Genomic DNA, 15,859 nt, shown 5'->3' with positions numbered 1-15,859 from the left:
TCCCGTGCCGATCACCATCACCGATCCGTCCGACGAACGGTTGCGCGACTTCGTCGGGCTCACCGACGTCAAGCTGCGCCGTGTCCTGGAGCCGGCCGGCGGTCTCTACCTCGCCGAGAGCGAAAAGGTCATCCGCCGGGCGCTGGCCGCGGGCCACCGGCCGCGGGCGCTGCTCATGGGGGAGCGGTGGCTCACCGACCTGGCCGATGTCGTGGCGCAGGCCGAGGACGACGGCGTGCCGGTCTACACGGGGACGGCCGAGGTCATCGAGGGGATCACCGGCTACAACCTGCACCGGGGCGCTCTTGCCTCGATGCACCGGCCCGCGGTGCCCTCGGTGGAGTCGGTGCTCGACGGCGCCCGACGGGTGCTGATCATCGAGGACGTCGTCGACCACACCAACGTGGGTGCGATCTTCCGCTCGGCGGCCGCCCTCGGGACCGACGCGGTCCTCGTCACGCCACGATGCGCCGACCCCTTGTACCGCAGGGCGATCCGCGTCTCCATGGGCACGGTCTTCCAGGTGCCGTGGACCCGGATCGAGCCGTGGCCTGCCGGCATCGCGGACCTGCGGGAAGCTGGGTGGACCGTCGCGGCGCTGGCCCTGGACGACGACGCGGTCTCGCTCGACGAGCTGTCCGCCGACCCGCCGGAGCGACTCGTCCTCGTGCTGGGCACCGAGGGCGACGGGCTGGCCCGGCGTACCCTCGGGCACGTGGACGTGACCGTGACCATCCCGATGGCCGGGGGAGTCGACTCCCTCAACGTCGCGGCGGCGGGTGCCGTCGCCGCGTGGGAGCTGAGGGTCCGCGACTGACGACCGGCCCGGCTTACCCCGAGGACGGGTCGAGGTGATCTCGACCGTCTATCCGGTCGCATTCATCTCGACCCGCCGCGCAGCGTGGGGTGCGGCAGCGTCAGCTGCGGTACATGCCGGTGATGACGGCGCGCCCGATCGTGTGCTGGAGGTAGTTGAAGGCCGCCACGGTGCACGAGACGGAGTCGTCGATGCCCAGGTCGTCGGTGTCGAGCGCGTGGACGGCGAAGACGTAGCGGTGGGCGATGTCGCCCTGCGGCGGGGCCGCGCCGCCGAAGGCCTTGGTCCCGTAGTCGGTCGCGGTCATGAAGGCACCCTCGGGCAGCTGTGCTCCGCCCTCGACCCCCGCGCCCTCGGGCAGCGAGGTGGTGTCGGCCGGGAGGCCGACGACGGTCCAGTGCCAGAAGCCGGCGGGGGTCGGCGCATCCGGGTCGAAGCAGGAGACGGCGTAGCCCTGGGTCCCCTCCGGGGCACCCGACCAGCTGAGCTGGGGGCTGAGGTTGCCGCCGGAAAAGCCCCAGTCGTCGAAGACCTGGGCCTCGGGGAGGTCGCCGCCGTCGGTGAAGCTCTCGCTCGTCACCTCGAAGGTCGCGGTGGGCGGGAGCAGGTCGTAGGGAGCCGGTGCGGTCGGTCGCGTGAGGTCCATGTACCCGACCCTAGGGCGTCATGGGCCAGCGTCAAGACGACCGTCAGCGCACGAGGCGGTCGAGCAGTCGCTGCACTTCGGCCGCGGGGTCGTCCGTGAGGCCGCTGTGCACGGGACCGGGACGCACGACGGTCGAGCGGGGCGCGCTCAGCCAGCCGAAGCGTCGGCCGTCGTCGCCGAGACGGGGCAGGCCGCCCCCTTCGCGACCGGAGGCGACGTCGCAGACGGTCTGCAGCGCGGCGTCGAGCTCGTCGAGGTCGAGGTCCGGGGCGAGGGCCCGCACCCGGGCCGCGTCGACCGCGAAGGCGGCTTCGAGGTGCTCGGCGGCCTGGCTGCGCAGGACGATGCCGACGTTGACGAACTCCTCGCGCTCGGCGCGAGGGACGCAGCGCAGGACGACGTACTGGTACGGGACGCGGGTCACCGGTCACCTCCGGGGGAGCCAGGCAGCGGGGTGGTCGCGGCGGGCCATGAGGTGGGCCACGTAGGCCTGGCGGACGGACTGCGGCGAAGGGAGGTGCTCCCCGGTCTCGAGCCACGCGTCCGGGACGAGGTCGACGATGCCCGTGAGCACCTCGTCGGTCAGCAGGGCAGCGAGGGTCTCGTGGGCCGACGTCAGGTCGCCGACGAGGTCGCCGAGCACGTGGTCGCTCGCGTCGAAGGGCTGGGCGGAGAAGCGCTCGGCGTCGGGAGATCGGCGAGCCCAGGAGTGGTGGAAGTAGAGCGCGGCGCCGTGGTCGATGACCCAGGGGCGGCCGCCCCAGACGAGCAGGTTGGGGTTGGCCCACGTGCGGTCGATGTTGGCGGTGTAGGCGTCGAGCCAGACGATCGGCGCGGCCTGCTCTGCCGTCGCGGGACGGCTGCCGTCGTAGCCGAAGGAGCCCGGCAGGTAGTCGAGGCCCAGGTTGGTGCCCACGGAGGCGGTGAGCAGGTCCTGCACCTCCTCGTCGGCCTCGTAGCGGGCGATGTCACGCGGCAGGTCGACGACGGCCAGGCGGGGGACCGGGATGTCCAGGGCGCGGGCGATCCCGCCGACGAGCACCTCGGCCACGAGGACCTTGAGCCCCTGACCGGCGCCGCGGAACTTCACGACGTACATCCCGAGGTCGTCGGCCTCGACGAGACCGGGGAGGGAACCCCCTTCGCGCAGGGGGACCGCGAATCGGGTGGCGGTGACGGTCTCGAGCACGGGCCAAGCCTATGCACGGGTTGCCCTCGGCCCGACTTCAGGCAATGGTGGAAGGCATGCTTTCAGGACGTCGCCCACCCCACGACTACCTCGGCACCGTGATCGGTACGCCGGACCCCCGGGGTCTCGCGCGCTTCTACGCCGAGGTCCTCGGCTGGACGATCCACAGCGACGAAGAGGACTGGGCGACGATCGCGCCGGAGCGAGCCCACGTGTACCTGGGCTTCCAGCTGGAGCGCAACCACATCGAGCCGAAGTGGCCGGCGCTCGAGGGCGAGCAGCAGATGCAGATCCACCTCGACATCGAGGTGAGTGATCTCGAGGCGGCGGTCGCGGCCGCGCTGCGCCTCGGCGGGCGCCTGTCGGAGCACCAGCCCCAGGAGGAGGTGCGGGTCATCATCGATCCCGCCGGACACCCCTTCTGCCTCTACGTCGGCGCCCCCGAGGAGGCCGCCCAGACCCCGGTCTGACCCGCTGACCGGTGGTCGGCGAGGCCGTGGCGGAGCGGATTTCGCACTCACGACATCCGCGTGTAAAGTTTCACGTCGTTGCCCCGGTGGTTCCCAGACCGCCGGATGCACCACTCGTCCGGGTGGCGGAATTGGCAGACGCGCTAGCTTGAGGTGCTAGTGCCCGTATTAGGGCATGGGGGTTCAAGTCCCCCCTCGGACACAGATGAGGGGTTCGCCAAACTCGCGAACTTCCCTCACGAAACCCCAGTCAGATTGAGAATCTGGCTGGGGATTCGTGGTTCAGGGACCTATTTGGCTGGGGACCAGCTCTGCGCAGGACGAAGCGGCCCTGACCGGGTGGTCAGGGCCGCTTGGGACTGCTGCACCGATAGGTGACAGTGGGTAGTCACGCAGCCCGGTCGGCTGATGTGGTCATGGCTGTCTCGTATTCGATGGGCGTCAATCGGCCAAGGCGGTCTTGTCGTCGTCGGCGGCGGTAGGTGCGTTCGATCCAGGTGACGATCGCGATCCGCAACTCGTCGCGGGTGTCCCAGCGGCGTTGGTTCAGGACGTTCTTCTGCAGGAGCGCGAAGAAGGATTCCATGGCGGCGTTGTCGCCGCAGGCGCCGACTCGACCCATGGACCCCAGGAGCTGGTGGTGGCCCAGGCGGTGGACGTATCGGCGGCTTCGACATTGCGCGCCTGGGTCGCTGTGCACGATGCACCCGGCCACGTCGGCGCCGTCAGCGGCGCGGCGTAAGACGGCTGAGTTCAGCGCGGTGACAGCCAGGTGCGACGTCATGCGTGAGTCGATGCTGTAGCCCACGATTCGCCCGGAGCAGGCATCCTTGATCGCGCACAGGTACAGCTTGCCCTCGCCAGTCCAATGCTCAGTGGGGGCACCTCCCTGGACGCAGTGCTTGGCGGAATGTCGGTCAGCCACACCTGATTCGGTGCCGTCGTGCTGGTGAAGTCGTGGCGGACGCGGCCCGCCTCGCCCTCGACCGCGAGGCGGTCATCGTGCACCGGCAGTCCGGGCCTGGGCCGGGCTGAACAACTTCAGTACCCGGCACGTCACCGACACAGGCACCCGGATCCGGGCGCTCTTGTCGGCCAGCTCGCGGACGAGCGGGAACATCATTTTGGGGGCAGGTTCGCCTGCGACAGGTATGCCGCCGCGCGCCGCAGGACCTCGTTCTCTTGCTCCAGCAACCGGTTACGGCGCTTGAGCTCACGAAGCTCGCCCGCCTGCTCGCTTGTGATAGCCGACGCGTTCCCGTCCTCGACATCGGCACGCTTGAGCCAGTTCGTCAGGCACGACTGACTGATCCCGAAGTCAGCAGCGATCGGCGTCAACTGCTGACCCGGCTGACGATTCCTCGCGACCCGAACCACGTCATCGCGGAACTCTTTGGGGTAGGGCTTGGGCACGGTGTCCATCCTTCCAGCAGCGCCCCTCGACGCCACAGATCAGATGTCACCTATCGGCGCAGCAGTCCCAGACACGTCACATGGCCTGTGCTGCGGGCGTGTCGAGTGGGCCCTCCAGGGGCGACGCAGGAGCGTCGACGCGACGTGCTGAGAGGTGGTTCCAGTCGAGCACTAGCACACCGGCTACAGGCATGGCGATAGGTCAGGAACGGCGTCGCTCCCTACGCAGGAGGGAGCGCAGAGTCTCGGCGTTCGCGTAGCCGACTCGTAGCGCGATCTCGGCGGGGGTGAGGTCCGTGGTTGCTGAGAGGTGCCGAGCTCGTTCGATGCGAAGCCGTTGGACGAAGCCGAGCGGAGTGAGGTTGAGCGCCGCACGGACTCGTCGTTCGAGGGTGCGCCGGCTGGTGCCAAGTGACTGCGCGACGAAGGCGACGTTGAACGGTTCGTCCAGGCGGGCGCGCACGAAGCGTTCGAACTCGACGACGATCGGGTCCTCGTGCCGGAGATGTTCGTAGGCGACGAAGGCCGCCTGCGACGGGCGCTCGTCGATGATGAGGAGCTTGGCGACATGTTGGGCCAGGTCGGGGCTGATCGATCGCACGAGTGAGAGCGCGAGGTCGATGTGGGCGAAGGCGGCGCCGGCGGTGACGAGGTTCCCGTCGACCACGACCATGGTGTCGAGATCGAGGGCGACGGTCGGATAGCGCTTCAGGAACTCCGGCCCCAGGAACCAGCTGGTCGTCGCCCGCCGATGATCCATCCGTCCGGTCTCGGCGACGGCGAACACGCCGGTGCACGCCGCGGCGATCCGGGTGGTCGCGTCGTCGAGGCGCCCGAGCGAGGCGATGACCGAACGAACATCTCGGCTCTGTAGGGCGTCGTTGGTAGCGGCGGCAGTGAGGGTTCCAAGCGCAGGGACGACGACCACGTCGAACTCTGCGGACTCCGACAGCGGGTGGTCCACCGACAGGGTCATCGATGCCGTCGTGGTCACTGTCCGTTTCGGTCCGAGGATGGCGAGTTCGATCGGGTCGATCCGCGGGTCGACATCGCCGCGGGCTCCGTCGGCCACCCGCACGATGTCGATGACCGACGCGACAGCCGAACCGAAGCAGCCGTCGACCGCGATGAGTCCGATACGCATGGCGCAAACAATAGCAATACTGCCGTATACGCCACTCCCCATCGGCCCTCGCTCGTCATACGCTGAACTCGTCCCACGAAGAACCCCGATTTCAAGGAGAGTCCCTCATGTCCACACCCGCATCACTTCCGTATGCCTTCGTCGCCAAGATCGTCGCGGCCGATGGACAGCACGACGCGCTCGCCGATCTGCTCGCCGGCGCTGTCGCGCTCGCCAACGAAGAAGTAGGAACGATTGTCTGGTTCGCGGTCAGGACCCACGCCGACACTTTCTGGATCTTCGATGCATTCCCCGACGAGGCCGCTCGCGACGCCCACGCCAACGGCGCCATCGTCGCAGCCCTGACGGACAATCAGCACCTCCTCGGCGCAGCACCCGAGATCATGGCGGCCGACGTCCTCGCGTCCAAGCTCCCGTAGTCCGCCAACGCACGTCCGCAACGCGAACACAACACGAGCGCTGTCGGTCACAAACTCAACGGGCGGCTCTGGAGCGGCTCGAGCCACAAAGCGCACGCCACATTCGAAGGAGCAATTGATGCCATCTATTCCTACATTGTCGTTGGACGACGCCAAACGTGTCATCGCGGCAGCAGAAGCTGAATCCAGCACGCAGGGTCAGCCCAGTAACATCGCCGTCGTCGATGCCGGCGGCAACCTCGTCGCTCACGTACGGATGGACGGAGCGTGGCTGGGCAGCATCGACATCTCGATCAACAAAGCTTTCACGGCCCGAGCGTTCGACACAGCCACCAAAGACCTCGCCGACCTCGCCCAACCCGGTGAGCAGTTCTACGGCATCAACGCCTCCAACGACGGTCGGGTGATGATCTTCGCCGGTGGCATCCCGCTCGAGCGCGACGGCCAGGTCGTCGGCGCCGTCGGCGTCAGCGGAGGAACCGGCGTCCAAGACCAGGCCGTCGCCGAAGCCGCCGCCAGCGCCTTCTGAGGATCCGCACCGAACCTGGCCCCCGGCCGGCACGGGGCTGGATGCGTGCGTCGTCGACGTAGACGGTCACGGCTCGGACCTGACGGCCAACCAGCACCTCCTCGGCGCAGCACCCGAGATCATGGCGGCAGACGTCCTCGCGTCCAAGCTCCCGTAGCCGTCGGTGTCGGGCAGAGCCAATGAGGCCAGCGCATCGCGCGACCACCAGACCCGAACAGCCCCTGCCCTGCGTTTCCGCAGGTCAGGGGCTGTTCACCGGAGCCGCCTGTGGGAATCGAACCGACGACCTCATCACGTCGGCTTTGCGTCTATCGCTTGATGTGCCCACTGGGCGAACGAGCCGCTGACCTGCGCAAACGCCGAGCGTGGGGGACGCCGCCATCCGGTGGTGACCGACGACGACCGACCAGTACCGACCGCTTCACCGGAGCTTGCGGCGGCGTCGAAGTCGAGCAAGCTCCATTCCTTTGGCTCACCTAGCTCACCGCGCCCTCCTCCTCGCCGGTCCCGTCGTCGTCGAAGACGTTTCAGGGGTCGTCTCAGATGACGGTGTAGGTCGGCCGGGCGCGTCCGTCCGCAGATTGACGTCGAGGTCTCCTGGGCGGAGGTCGCCGAGATTCCCTTCACCGCGTTCACCTCGAGGAAGAAGGCCGAGCAGGTCGGTGGCCGGCTCGTGGTCCGCCGGATCCCGGACCTCAACCCGGCAGGCAAGGACGGACAGGAGACGCTGTTCGACACCTGGCGCTTCCACGCGTTCTTCACCACCACCGACCCGGGCGTGGCCAACACCGTGGCCGCGGACAAGACCCACCGCGGCCACGCGATGATCGAACAGGTCCACGCCGACCTCAAGAGCTCCGCGCTGGCACGCCTGCCGTCCGGGAAGTTCACCGCGAACGCAGCGTGGCTGGTGCTCACCGTGATGGCGTTCAACCTCACCCGCGCCGCCGCCACCCTCGCCGGACCAGGCCTCGCACGCGCGATTACCGCCACGATCCGCCGCAAGCTCATGGCCGTCCCGGCTCGGATCGCGTCCTCAGCCCGATGCGTGACCATGCATCTACCAACCGGCTGGCCATCGTGCTGTGGTCACGCTCTGCTGCGGTGGAAAGCGCAGTCTCGTGTCCGCGAATAACGCGCGTTCCGAGCGGCGAGCTCGCCCGCTGCCAGATCAAGCGTGAGGCTCCTCACCTATGCCGGTTGGAACAATAATGGGAGGCGGGAGTGCTGTAGGAGACATGGCTGATCTCTTCGAATCCCTGACCGTTGGCGCTTGGACGCTCCCGAACCGGCTCGTGATGGCACCGCTGACCCGCAACCGCGCCGAGGGCACTGTGCCGGGCGACCTCGCGGTGGAGTACTACTCCCAGCGCGCCTCGTCCGGCCTGATCATCACCGAGGGCAGCCAGCCCACCGCCGAGGGCTAGGGCTACTTGAACACGCCCGGCTTCCACACCGAGGAGCAGCTGGCCGGGTGGCGCCGAGTGGCCGACGGCGTACACGCAAACGGCGGCCGCATCGTCGCACAGCTGATGCACGTCGGTCGCATCTCCCACCCCGACAACACTGGCGGTGAGGAGATCATCGCGCCGAGCCCGGTGGCGGCTCCCGACGAGATGTTCACCGCCGACGGGATGAAGCCGTACCCGACCCCACGAGAGATCACCGTCGAGGAGATCCCCTCAATCGTCGAGGGCTACGTGCAGGCCGCCCGCAACGCGATCGACGCCGGGCTCGATGGCGTCGAGGTGCACGGGGCCAACGGCTACCTCATCCACCAGTTCCTCGCGCCCGGCTCCAACCATCGCACCGACCAGTACGGCGGATCGCCCGAGAACCGGGTTCGCTTCGCCCTCGAGGTCACGCGTGCGGTCGCCGACGCGATCGGCGCTGACCGGGTCGGCGTCCGCATCTCGCCGGCCCACAACATCCAGGGCGCCACCGAGGAGAATCCCGTCGACGTCGCCGCGACCTACCGGCTCCTGGTCGCGGGCCTGGCTCCGCTCGGCCTGGCCTACCTGAGCATTCTCGCCGACCCGAAGCAGGACCTGGTCCAAGAGCTGCGCCGCTCCTTCGGCGGCGTCGTCGTCGCCAACGACGGCTTCGGCAAGATCACCACGCGCGAGTCGGCGCAGGAGATCTTGGACAAGGGCCTCGCCGACGCGGTCGCAGTCGGGCGACCCTTCCTGGCCAACCCGGACCTGCCCGCCCGGTGGCGCACCGGCGCGGAGCTCAACGAGCCGAACCCCGACACCTTCTACGGCGGTGGCGCCGAGGGCTACACCGACTACCCGTTCCTCGACAGTTGATCTGACCCGAGCGGAACTTCCAGGTACCTCCGACCTTCGCCCCGACCTAGGTCATCGGCATTCGGAACGTCTCGACTCGCCGTCCGGGTGCACGATGACGTCAGCGACCTCGGCATAGAGCACCGCAGTCTCGCGCGAAAGCCGTGGGGTGTGGTCCGAGTGGGCCGAGCGGTTCGGTCTCGAGCTGGTCTCGCCGGATGGCGTGATCTCGGTGATGCGGCTGAGCCGGTACCGCAGTGTGTTGCGGTGGATCGAGAGCGTAGCTGCTGTGTCGTCGTACTGGCCTCCATGATCGAGATGCGCCGCCAGCGTGGGCGCGAGATCGGTGCCTTGCTGTCGTCGTAGCACAGCAGGTCGCCGAGCCAGTCGCTGATGACGCGTTCGCCCTCATCGGCGTTGCCGCCGAGGGCGAGGAGCCGGTCCACCCCCAGATCGGCAGAGGCGATGAAGCCGTACGGATCGCGGGACTGCTGACGAGCCCTGAGCGCTCGTTGGGCTTGCTCATAGGCTCGTGGGATCTCCTCCGGCGAGCTGGTCGGCTCCCCCATGGCGATCACACCGTTGGTGTCGCCGTACGCGCGCGACAAGTCGTCGAACAAGCGGCCGATGTCGACACCTTGGTGGGCGAGGACCACGACCAGACCCTGGTTCCGGACGACCAAGCAGGGCAGCCGCTGATGAGGCATGGCCGTCCGGAGATGATCGACGTCCCGGTCGTGACACCGGGGACCCGTGTCGAAGGACCACGCACACACGATCAGGTCGTGTGGAACGCCGAGGTCGTGGCCCTGGGCCGATGCTCGGTCTGCGGCAACGTCGGCCGGGATCCCTTCGAGGAGGTCGTCGAGGAGGTCTCGACTCAGTCGGTTCTCCATCTCATTCATCGCTGCGGCATGGGCCCTCAGCAGCCCCAGAGCGACGCTGGCGTACTGCAAAGCGAATGTTGCGTCGTCTCGCCCTTGGCCCGCACGCATCTCCAGTTCGATCGTGCCGAGTTCTGGGCGTCCGCCGATCACCGCCTCGAGCGAGGCTCGCTCGCCGACCGGGGGTAACTCACCGGCCGCCGTGGTTCGTGTCGTCTCGTGTGCGAAGCGGTCATGCAGGACGACGGTGGAATCTGTGAATCGGCTCAATGAGGTGGCCACGTCCAGCTCCGTTCGCGTCGCGGCGAGGCGGGTGAACTCCTCGTGCACCGCCTCCCGATGGTTCAGGGCGGCCACGCTGCGCGCCGTCTCGGTGTTGGCCGCGTCCAGTTCGAGGGCGCGGCGGCGGTCGCGTTCGTGCAGCTCCGCGTCCACGAGCGCCGCTCCGAGGAGGTGGCCTAACCGTGCGATGACGAACATCTGTTCGGCGTCGGGCTCAGTGGCGTGTCTCAGGACCAGCTGACCCGGTGAGCCGGACAACGCCGCGACGGCGGTCGTACACGTCCAATGGTCGCCGTGATTCTCGATGAACGCGCGTTCCCCGGGCCCCAGGCTCGACGTCGTCGGGTGCCCGGGGGCCAGGTGGTCCACTTCTGATGTCGTTGGAACGTGACGTGAACCAGCTGGCAGCCGGTCACCGACTCCACCGCGTGGGCCAGCACTTCGATGACCTCGTCCACGTCGTGACGGTCCAGCATCAGCATGGACATCACCAGGAGCAGGGTGTTCTCCAGTACGAGACCGGACAGCCAGATTCGGGGGTGCACCCTCATGGCCTCGAAGACGACGCCGGTGCCCACAGCGTCTATGTCGTAGAGGCACAGGATCGACTGGGGGTGCCGAGGGGCGAAGTCGTTGAGCCGGGCCTCGTAGGCGAGCAGGTCCGCGACCGAGGTTCCACCTCCACGTGATCCCTCGCTCCTCCGCGAAGGACAAGGACGGGTTGACCATCCCGTGGCAGCCCGGCGTGCCCGGTGATGCCGACGCGATCGCCGGGATCGGCGGTCGACTTGCTGTCGCTCTGCGGTAGGGGCTAGACGACTGGTCTAATACTTGGTAGGGTCGAGTCATGCTCGATGCCCGGGAGAACATCCTCGACGCCGGCCAGCGCGCCGTCGCACACAAGGGGTGGGCCGCCGTGGGGCTGACCGAGATCCTCGGCGCGGCCGGGGTGCCCAAGGGATCCTTCTACCACTGGTTCGCCTCCAAGGACGCCTTCGGTGAAGCGATGCTCCAGGCCTACTTCGCGACCTACCTGGCCGAGATGGACGCCACCTTCGCGCATGAGGACGAGACGGCGGTCGGCCGACTGATGAACTACTGGCAGGGCTGGCGCCGTACGCAGTCGCTGAACGACTGTGAAGGGAAGTGCCTGGCGGTCAAGCTGGGAGCAGAGGTCGCCGACCTCTCCGAGCCGATGCGCCGCGCCCTCGAGCAGGGCACGGGAGCGATCGTCGAGCGGATCGCCGCGATGCTCGAGGCGGGGGCCATCGACGGCTCGGTCGTCGCCTTCCGCGACTCCAAGGCCGTCGCGCAGTCGCTCTACGGCCTCTGGGTCGGCGCGAGCGTCCTGACGAAGATCCATCGTGAGCCGACGCCCATGGATGACGCGCTCGCGCACACAGAACGGGTGCTTCGCCCGGCATGAAGATCTTCTCGCGCGGACGACCGGCCGCGCGGGCCACAAGGAGACGACCGGTCTACTGGAGGAATCATGAAGGTGCTCATCGTCCTGACGTCGCACGACCAGCTCGGCGACACCGGCAAGAAGACCGGCTTCTGGCTGGAGGAGCTTGCCGCCCCCTACTACCGGTTCAAGGAGGCCGGGTACGACATCACGCTCGCCTCCCCCGGCGGCGGTGAGCCGCCGCTGGATCCGAAGAGCAACGAGCCCGAGTTCCAGACCGACGACACGCGGCGCTTCGAGGCCGACTCCGAAGCCGTCGCGGCGCTTGCGAGCACGGTTCGGCTCGCGTCGGTCTCGGCTGCCGACTTCGACACGGTGTTCTACGCCGGCGGTCACGGACCGCTCTGGGACCTCGCGGAGGACCAGGATTCGATCCGCCTGATCGAGACGGCACTACGGGCGGAGAAGCCGGTGGCCCTGGTCTGCCACGCCCCCGGCGTACTGCGGCACACCACCCACGAGGACGGCACACCCCTCGTGAGTGGCAAAAAGGTCACCGGCTTCACGAACTCCGAGGAGGTCGGGGTCGGGCTGGACAAGGTGGTGCCGTTCCTGGTCGAGGACGAGCTGGTCCGCCTGGGCGCCGACTACTCCAAGTCCGACGACTGGGCGCCGTACGTCGTCGAGGACGGGCTGCTCCTCACCGGGCAGAACCCGGCCTCGTCGGCCGCGACCGCGGACGCGCTGATCGCCAAGCTCGGCGCGTAGAGCGGCTCGAGAGCATTGAACACGAGTGCCTTGCCCCGGCGACTGTAGCGACGGAGTCCGCCATGCTGTCCCGTCCGGGTTCCCGGCGGCATTTCGACGTCCGTCGACCCCAGCGAGGGGAGCGTACTGGCCACTGGCGACGGGCTAAACGCGAAGGACGCGCAGAGGCTGTCCACTGCTCTCGACCGGGCACTGTGGCAGGGGGGCGTCGAGGAGCACCTGCGGCAGGATCGGCCCCTCGCTCTTCGGAGCGGGGGGCCGTCGTCGTGTCGTCGCGCCGTGGTGTGGCCGCTCTGGTAGGACGGACGATCACGCGAAGGGAGAGTGACGATGACCGACCCCCGCATCGAGCACGCGGCTGAGGTGGTCCGGCGTGCCGTGGCCGAGGTGACCTTCCTCGGGCTCGACGAGAGCCTGGCCGTGGCGGAGGCGCTGCGCGATGCCGGGTGCCTGCCCGACCCGGCGGTGGCCTGGGAGCAGGGCTTCGAGGCCGGCCGCGAGATGGCCCGGCAGTGGGGCGACGCGCAGTGGTGGACCCTCGGCGAGGAGCCGCCCAACCCGTACCTGGCCCCCTGAGGCCACGGTGCCCGGCACCCGGGCCGTAGGCCCGCACGTAGGGTGGCGACATGAGCGAGATTGAGGGTGGTGCCCCCACCGCGCCCGAGCAGGAGGTCGTCCGGATCTGCCGTGACCTGCTGCGGATCGACACGAGCAACTACGGTCCCGGCCAGGACGGCCCGGGCGAGCGGGAGGCGGCGGACTACGTCGTCGCGCAGCTGCGTGAGGTGGGCCTCGAGCCGCAGGTCTTCGAGTCCGAGCCGGGCCGCACGACGGTCTCCGTGCGCATCGCCGGAGCCGACCGCGACCGCGGAGCGCTGTGCATCCACGGCCACCTCGACGTCGTTCCGGCGCACGCCGAGGACTGGAGCGTTCCCCCCTTCGACGCCGTGGAGCGTGACGGGTGCCTCTGGGGCCGCGGCGCGGTCGACATGAAGGACATGGTCGCGATGATGCTCGCCTGCGTCCGCCACCTCGCCCGCACGGGGACGGTCCCGCCGCGCGACCTGCTCTTCGTCTTCTTCGCCGACGAGGAGGCCGGGGGAGTGCTCGGCAGCCAGTTCATGGTCCGGGAGCACCGCGAGGTCTTCGACGGCGTCACCGAGGCGATCAGCGAGGTCGGCGGCTACAGCGTCACCGTCGACGACGCGAAGGGAGAGCCCCGCCGGGCCTACCTCCTCCAGACCGCGGAGAAGGGCATCGCCTGGCTCAAGCTGGAGGCCAAGGGCACGGCCGGGCACGGGTCGGTCCCGACCTCGGACAACCCGATCGTCCACCTCGCCGAGGCCATCGCCCGGATCAACGCCCACAAGTGGCCCCGGGAGTTCATCGCCAGCGTCCGTGGGCTGCTCGACGGCCTGTCCGAGATCACCGGGGTCGGCTACAGCGACGAAGACGCCGAGGCGCTGCTCGAGCGCATCGGTCCGGCCGCGGGCTTCGTCCGCGGGGCCCTGCAGGACACGGCCAACATCACCATGCTCGACGCGGGGTACAAGCACAACGTCGTCCCGCAGACGGCGACCGCGGCCCTGGACTGCCGCTTCCTGCCGGGCCACGAGGAGGACCTCATGGTCACGATTCGTGACCTCGCCGGCGAGCACGTCGACGTCGTCGTCGAGCACCGCGACATCTCCCTGGACTCGCCCTTCGAGGGCGACCTCGTCGAGCGCATGCGGGCCGCGCTGCTCGCCGAGGACCCGGAGGCGACGATCCTGCCCTACTGCCTCTCGGGCGGCACCGACAACAAGGCCCTCGAGACGCTCGGGGTCACCGGCTACGGCTTCGCGCCGCTGCAGCTGCCGGCGGACCTGCCCTTCGCCCCGATGTTCCACGGGATCGACGAGCGGGTGCCGCTGGAGTCGCTGGAGTTCGGTGCCCGCGTGCTGTGGCGGCTCGTCGAGGACTGCTGAGCGGGGCGGGCGACGGCGGGGGCGCCGTCAGAGTGACGGCAGCCCCGGCGGGCGCGGCACGCGGATGATCTTGCGGCGCAACCACGCTCGCTGCTTGCCGCTCATGTAAACCACGGTGCGGTGCAGCTCCCACCTGCCGTACTCGGCATGGTCGGCCAGCTCCTGGCGGATCGCGGAGCGTGCGGCACCGCGGGGGAAGACGATCGTGCGGAACTCGTACTCGGGCATCGGTGCCATTGTCGCCCATGAAAGGTAGCGTCATGCCCATGAGCGACCCGCGCCCCGCCCTGAACCAGCTGATCGCCGCCTTCGAGCGCCACCTCGAGGCCTCGTCCCAGCGCCGTGGCGAGGACGACCCGACCGTCGTCGCCGCCTACGAGGACCTCGCCGACGCCTTCGAGGCCTACGACGACGCGCTCCACGACGCGACCGGCGAGATGACCCCGCTCGTCGTCGTCGACGAGCAGTTCATGGTCGATGACGACGACGAGTCCGATGACTACGACGACGACGAGGACGACCAGTCCTACTCGGGGCTCGACGACGAGGACTATGACGCCGACGACCGCTCCTGAGACCTCGTCGGGCGAGGCCTGACCTCAGAGCCAGCCGGAGCGCTTGAAGAGGCGGTAGAGCCCGAGGCAGATGAGCACCATCGCCAGCAGGGCCAGCGGGTAGCCGTAGTACACCTCACGCCCGGCGACCTCGATACTCGCCGACAGTTCGGGCATGCCCTCGAAGTTCATGCCGTAGATGCCGGCGACCATCGTCGGCAGGGCCGCCATCGCCGCCCACGCAGAGATCTTGCGCATGTCCTGGTTCTGCTGCACCCCGACCTGGGCGAGATGGGCGTTGAGCACGTCCGACAGCAGCCGGTCCTGGGACTCGGTGTTGTCGACGACGAGCGAGACGTGGTCGTAGACGTCGCGGAAGAGCAGGCGCAGCTCCTCCGTCGGCACCGGGGTACTCGGACCGACGAGCTGGGAGAGCGGTCGGGCGAGGGGGAGTGCGGCCCGCTTGAACTCGAGCACCTCGCGCTTGAGCGCGTAGATCTCCTCGGTGCCGACGACCCGGTCGGGTGAGAAGACCCGTGCCTCGATGTCGTCGAGGTCGATCTGCAGCTCGTCCTCGATGTCGAGGTACTGGTCGACGACGAAGTCGATGATCGCGTGGAAGACACCCCACGGGCCGTGCTGCAGGGCCTCGTGGTCGTGCTCCTCGAGCTGGCTGCGCAGCCCGGCGAGGGGGCTGGCCTCACCGCGGCGGATCGTCACGATGTAGCCGGGCCCGAGGAAGAGCATGATCTCGCCGGACTCGACGTCGGAGGTCTCCTCGACGTAGCGCAGCGGCCGCAGGACCACGAAGTGCCCGTCGCCGTAACGCTCGATCTTGGGACGCTGGTCGCCCGTGACCGAGTCCTCGATAGCCAGGGCATGCAGCCCGAGCTGCTCCGACACCTCGTCGAAGGTCTCGGCCGACGGGTCGCGCATGCCGATCCAGAGGTAGTCCTCGCTCGCCTCGGACCGGATCTCGTGGAGGGTCGCTCCGATGTCGGTGCACGGGAGTCTGCGCCCTGCGCTGTAGCGGGCCTGGTCGACGATCATCCGGGCATCGTCTCAGGGCCGGGGGCGCCGGGCC

At 68.8% G+C, this 15,859-nt stretch carries 17 protein-coding genes, 1 tRNA gene and 5 pseudogenes; 13 read left to right on the top strand and 10 right to left on the bottom strand.

Annotated features, from left to right (window positions below; all coding sequences use genetic code 11):
* Positions 1 to 4 precede the first annotated feature (4 nt).
* Positions 5 to 817 (top strand): RNA methyltransferase, encoded by an 813-nt coding sequence (locus tag H7A72_RS08230; RefSeq protein WP_185220229.1) that lies wholly within the window; start codon positions 5 to 7, stop codon positions 815 to 817.
* A gap of 100 nt (positions 818 to 917) precedes the next feature.
* Here H7A72_RS08230 and H7A72_RS08225 read toward each other — a convergent pair whose 3' ends face one another.
* Genes H7A72_RS08225 through H7A72_RS08215 form a run of 3 tightly spaced genes read right to left on the bottom strand, consistent with a single transcriptional unit; the run spans position 918 to position 2,652 of the window.
* Positions 918 to 1,463 (bottom strand): YbhB/YbcL family Raf kinase inhibitor-like protein, encoded by a 546-nt coding sequence (locus tag H7A72_RS08225; RefSeq protein ID WP_185220228.1) that lies wholly within the window; start codon positions 1,461 to 1,463, stop codon positions 918 to 920.
* A gap of 43 nt (positions 1,464 to 1,506) precedes the next feature.
* Positions 1,507 to 1,887 carry a DUF3037 domain-containing protein gene (locus H7A72_RS08220; protein ID WP_084451589.1) on the bottom strand — a complete coding sequence of 127 codons (381 nt, stop codon included), beginning with the start codon at positions 1,885 to 1,887 and terminating at the stop codon, positions 1,507 to 1,509.
* A gap of 3 nt (positions 1,888 to 1,890) precedes the next feature.
* Entirely contained in the window at positions 1,891 to 2,652 is a 762-nt protein-coding gene (locus H7A72_RS08215; protein WP_185220227.1) for a HipA family kinase, read from the bottom strand.
* A 56-nt stretch (positions 2,653 to 2,708) separates the two neighbouring features.
* Between H7A72_RS08215 and H7A72_RS08210 the strand changes: the two genes are divergently transcribed.
* Together H7A72_RS08210 and H7A72_RS08205 are read left to right on the top strand one after the other, a co-directional pair.
* The gene (locus H7A72_RS08210) at positions 2,709 to 3,122 is read left to right on the top strand and encodes a VOC family protein (RefSeq protein ID WP_084451585.1); all 414 of its coding nucleotides are present in this window, start codon (positions 2,709 to 2,711) and stop codon (positions 3,120 to 3,122) included.
* A gap of 116 nt (positions 3,123 to 3,238) precedes the next feature.
* Positions 3,239 to 3,324, top strand: a tRNA-Leu gene (locus H7A72_RS08205).
* 186 nt (positions 3,325 to 3,510) lie between these two features.
* Here the strand turns inward: H7A72_RS08205 and H7A72_RS17165 are convergent.
* Together H7A72_RS17165 and H7A72_RS08190 are read right to left on the bottom strand one after the other, a co-directional pair.
* A pseudogene (locus H7A72_RS17165) lies at positions 3,511 to 4,544 on the bottom strand (IS3 family transposase).
* Between the two features lie 193 nt (positions 4,545 to 4,737).
* On the bottom strand, positions 4,738 to 5,679 hold the full coding sequence (locus H7A72_RS08190; RefSeq protein ID WP_185220225.1) for a GlxA family transcriptional regulator: 942 nt from the start codon (positions 5,677 to 5,679) through the stop codon (positions 4,738 to 4,740).
* A 107-nt stretch (positions 5,680 to 5,786) separates the two neighbouring features.
* Between H7A72_RS08190 and H7A72_RS08185 the strand changes: the two genes are divergently transcribed.
* The 5 genes and pseudogenes from H7A72_RS08185 (at position 5,787) to H7A72_RS08165 (ending at position 8,936) form a co-directional block, all read left to right on the top strand.
* A complete protein-coding gene (locus H7A72_RS08185; RefSeq protein ID WP_050670096.1) occupies positions 5,787 to 6,098 on the top strand; it encodes a putative quinol monooxygenase in 312 nt (103 codons plus the stop codon).
* A 142-nt stretch (positions 6,099 to 6,240) separates the two neighbouring features.
* The gene (locus tag H7A72_RS08180; RefSeq protein WP_255494227.1) at positions 6,241 to 6,627 is read left to right on the top strand and encodes a heme-binding protein; all 387 of its coding nucleotides are present in this window, start codon (positions 6,241 to 6,243) and stop codon (positions 6,625 to 6,627) included.
* Positions 6,628 to 6,706: 79 nt separating this feature from the next.
* Positions 6,707 to 6,784 (top strand): annotated as a pseudogene (locus H7A72_RS08175) (antibiotic biosynthesis monooxygenase); the annotation flags it as partial.
* A gap of 435 nt (positions 6,785 to 7,219) precedes the next feature.
* Positions 7,220 to 7,762 (top strand): annotated as a pseudogene (locus tag H7A72_RS08170) (transposase); the annotation flags it as partial.
* A gap of 103 nt (positions 7,763 to 7,865) precedes the next feature.
* A pseudogene (locus tag H7A72_RS08165) lies at positions 7,866 to 8,936 on the top strand (alkene reductase).
* 51 nt (positions 8,937 to 8,987) lie between these two features.
* On the opposite strand, the gene H7A72_RS17160 reads toward H7A72_RS08165, so the two are convergent.
* From H7A72_RS17160 to H7A72_RS17150, 3 genes and pseudogenes are all read right to left on the bottom strand, one after another.
* Positions 8,988 to 9,284 (bottom strand): helix-turn-helix domain-containing protein, encoded by a 297-nt coding sequence (locus tag H7A72_RS17160; protein WP_223277901.1) that lies wholly within the window; start codon positions 9,282 to 9,284, stop codon positions 8,988 to 8,990.
* 140 nt (positions 9,285 to 9,424) lie between these two features.
* Positions 9,425 to 9,811: pseudogene (locus H7A72_RS17155) on the bottom strand (hypothetical protein); the annotation flags it as partial.
* Between the two features lie 497 nt (positions 9,812 to 10,308).
* Positions 10,309 to 10,740, bottom strand: a complete 432-nt coding sequence (locus H7A72_RS17150) for an MEDS domain-containing protein (protein ID WP_185222339.1) — start codon at positions 10,738 to 10,740, stop codon at positions 10,309 to 10,311.
* A 188-nt stretch (positions 10,741 to 10,928) separates the two neighbouring features.
* Between H7A72_RS17150 and H7A72_RS08150 the strand changes: the two genes are divergently transcribed.
* From H7A72_RS08150 to H7A72_RS08135, 4 genes are all read left to right on the top strand, one after another.
* On the top strand, positions 10,929 to 11,507 hold the full coding sequence (locus H7A72_RS08150; RefSeq protein WP_185222230.1) for a TetR/AcrR family transcriptional regulator: 579 nt from the start codon (positions 10,929 to 10,931) through the stop codon (positions 11,505 to 11,507).
* 66 nt (positions 11,508 to 11,573) lie between these two features.
* Entirely contained in the window at positions 11,574 to 12,254 is a 681-nt protein-coding gene (locus H7A72_RS08145; RefSeq protein WP_185222229.1) for a type 1 glutamine amidotransferase domain-containing protein, read from the top strand.
* A gap of 330 nt (positions 12,255 to 12,584) precedes the next feature.
* The gene (locus tag H7A72_RS08140; RefSeq protein WP_084452081.1) at positions 12,585 to 12,830 is read left to right on the top strand and encodes a hypothetical protein; all 246 of its coding nucleotides are present in this window, start codon (positions 12,585 to 12,587) and stop codon (positions 12,828 to 12,830) included.
* A 50-nt stretch (positions 12,831 to 12,880) separates the two neighbouring features.
* Positions 12,881 to 14,221 carry a M20/M25/M40 family metallo-hydrolase gene (locus H7A72_RS08135; protein ID WP_185222228.1) on the top strand — a complete coding sequence of 447 codons (1,341 nt, stop codon included), beginning with the start codon at positions 12,881 to 12,883 and terminating at the stop codon, positions 14,219 to 14,221.
* Between the two features lie 27 nt (positions 14,222 to 14,248).
* Here H7A72_RS08135 and H7A72_RS08130 read toward each other — a convergent pair whose 3' ends face one another.
* Positions 14,249 to 14,449 carry a DUF5703 family protein gene (locus H7A72_RS08130; RefSeq protein WP_185222227.1) on the bottom strand — a complete coding sequence of 67 codons (201 nt, stop codon included), beginning with the start codon at positions 14,447 to 14,449 and terminating at the stop codon, positions 14,249 to 14,251.
* 38 nt (positions 14,450 to 14,487) lie between these two features.
* Here H7A72_RS08130 and H7A72_RS08125 point away from each other — a divergent pair, with 38 nt between their 5' ends.
* Positions 14,488 to 14,796 (top strand): primosomal protein, encoded by a 309-nt coding sequence (locus H7A72_RS08125; protein ID WP_370543569.1) that lies wholly within the window; start codon positions 14,488 to 14,490, stop codon positions 14,794 to 14,796.
* A gap of 24 nt (positions 14,797 to 14,820) precedes the next feature.
* On the opposite strand, the gene H7A72_RS08120 is transcribed toward H7A72_RS08125, so the two are convergent.
* The gene (locus H7A72_RS08120; protein ID WP_185222225.1) at positions 14,821 to 15,825 is read right to left on the bottom strand and encodes a magnesium and cobalt transport protein CorA; all 1,005 of its coding nucleotides are present in this window, start codon (positions 15,823 to 15,825) and stop codon (positions 14,821 to 14,823) included.
* Between the last annotated feature and the right edge of the window lie 34 nt (positions 15,826 to 15,859).

Origin of the sequence: Janibacter sp. YB324, from assembly GCF_014217915.1 — a bacterium.
Taxonomy (GTDB): domain Bacteria; phylum Actinomycetota; class Actinomycetes; order Actinomycetales; family Dermatophilaceae; genus Janibacter; species Janibacter indicus.
Note: the sequence above shows the minus strand (reverse complement) of the source record. Positions and strands in the feature narration are given on the sequence as shown.

What these genes read in the sequence shown, in the direction of transcription:
- H7A72_RS08210 (WP_084451585.1), top strand. Translation starts at nt 2,709, where the DNA reads ATGCTTTCAGGACGTCGCCCACCCCACGACTACCTCGGCACCGTGATC.
- H7A72_RS08120 (WP_185222225.1), bottom strand. Translation starts at nt 15,825, where the DNA reads ATGATCGTCGACCAGGCCCGCTACAGCGCAGGGCGCAGACTCCCGTGC.
- H7A72_RS08150 (WP_185222230.1), top strand. Translation starts at nt 10,929, where the DNA reads ATGCTCGATGCCCGGGAGAACATCCTCGACGCCGGCCAGCGCGCCGTC.
- H7A72_RS08190 (WP_185220225.1), bottom strand. Translation starts at nt 5,679, where the DNA reads ATGCGTATCGGACTCATCGCGGTCGACGGCTGCTTCGGTTCGGCTGTC.
- H7A72_RS08135 (WP_185222228.1), top strand. Translation starts at nt 12,881, where the DNA reads ATGAGCGAGATTGAGGGTGGTGCCCCCACCGCGCCCGAGCAGGAGGTC.
- H7A72_RS08185 (WP_050670096.1), top strand. Translation starts at nt 5,787, where the DNA reads ATGTCCACACCCGCATCACTTCCGTATGCCTTCGTCGCCAAGATCGTC.
- H7A72_RS08145 (WP_185222229.1), top strand. Translation starts at nt 11,574, where the DNA reads ATGAAGGTGCTCATCGTCCTGACGTCGCACGACCAGCTCGGCGACACC.
- H7A72_RS08125 (WP_370543569.1), top strand. Translation starts at nt 14,488, where the DNA reads ATGAGCGACCCGCGCCCCGCCCTGAACCAGCTGATCGCCGCCTTCGAG.
- H7A72_RS08225 (WP_185220228.1), bottom strand. Translation starts at nt 1,463, where the DNA reads ATGGACCTCACGCGACCGACCGCACCGGCTCCCTACGACCTGCTCCCG.
- H7A72_RS08140 (WP_084452081.1), top strand. Translation starts at nt 12,585, where the DNA reads ATGACCGACCCCCGCATCGAGCACGCGGCTGAGGTGGTCCGGCGTGCC.
- H7A72_RS08130 (WP_185222227.1), bottom strand. Translation starts at nt 14,449, where the DNA reads ATGCCCGAGTACGAGTTCCGCACGATCGTCTTCCCCCGCGGTGCCGCA.